The organism is Vibrio sp. Vb0937 (assembly GCF_033338855.1).
On the sequence record NZ_JAWOTK010000219.1, the window covers coordinates 1 to 1,344 of the forward strand.

Genomic DNA, 1,344 nt, shown 5'->3' on the forward strand with positions numbered 1-1,344 from the left:
GTGGCTGCCTGCTTCAAGTACGCCTGTTACTGAGTACATGCCGTTGCCAATGAAAGTCATTGCCCAGTCGCTGTTGTCTGACCAATTGTTCATTGTGCCTTTCACGTAAACCACGGTTTCACCGAAAGGAGGAATGCTCGATACGTCTTTGTTGTCTGTATTTACTGGCAGACCCGCACCTTGCGCGCCGTCTTGTGGCTGTACGAATACCGCAGTAGTCAGTGCTGGCACAGTGAAGGTTTCATTTGCGAAGCTTGCGCCTTTCACGATGTCATCTGCAGAGTTTTGTTGAACTTCATGCAGCTCGAAACCTGTCGCGCCTTTCACGACAAATGATTTCTCTGTTGATGTTGAGTTCACCACAGCAACGATCGCATCGTATTTCGAATCCAAATCGGCACCTGCTGATTTACCATCGTCGATAGACATAACGATCAAGCCTTCCACTTGGTCTTTACCAACGTTGCGGAAGTCAACACGGTTCATGACTTCTTGAGCGGTATCTAAGCGGAACAGTTCACTTGAACTACGGATTTTTAGTAGTTCTAGGAATTGTTGTTTGGTTAGCTCAATGTCGGTTGCATCTGGCTTCGCTGTCGTATCAGAAACGATCTTCTTGATCAGCTCCCAGTTTGCGCCGTCTTTGTCTTCACGAGGCAGACCTACGTTCCAGTTGTTGTCACTGCCGTCGAAGAAGACGCGGTTGAACCAGTCACCAGAATCGTAAGAGTCGCGCTGCATCGATTTAGAACGCAGCAGCTCAGAACCCATGTGGATGAATGGGATACCTTGGCCAAGCATTACTGTTGATAGCGAGACTGATTGCATGCGTGCACGATCTGCAGAAGGAGTCGCAGTCGCAATCTTGTACGCGTTGTTATCCCACAGTGTTTGGTTATCGTGCTTAGACACGTACGAGATGTTTTCTGATGGCACTTTTGTGTAGCCTGCTGGCGCACCATTGTAATCAACGTTCTTACCTAATTTTGTGTCGCCTTTGTAGTCTAGAAGAACGAAGTCAGCCAAGTTACCCGCCATGCCTAGACGAACCAAATCTTGGTTGTGTAGACGACCATTCACCGATTCTGCGTCCACTTTGGTTTCTTCATTCGCGTAAGCCGCGTTACCAAAACCTTGGTTGAAGCGAAGTGGGTGCTTACCTTCTGAATCGACACCGCCATCAAATGGGCTACCACCACGAACAGCGTCACGCAGACGATCCGAGAACGTACCGATTTCAGTGCCAGCCATGTTTAGCTGAGTGGCTTGATCAAAACGAGCGTTGTTAGACACTTCACCGAAGTCCCAACCTTCACCGTAGAACAAGGTGTTTTCGTCAATCTT

1 protein-coding gene is annotated in these 1,344 nt (G+C 48.5%); it reads right to left on the reverse strand.

The window, feature by feature from the left end; translation table 11 throughout:
* On the reverse strand, positions 1-1,344 hold a 1,344-nt coding region (locus R7P67_RS24575; protein ID WP_318086286.1), incomplete at both ends, for an alpha-1,6-glucosidase domain-containing protein.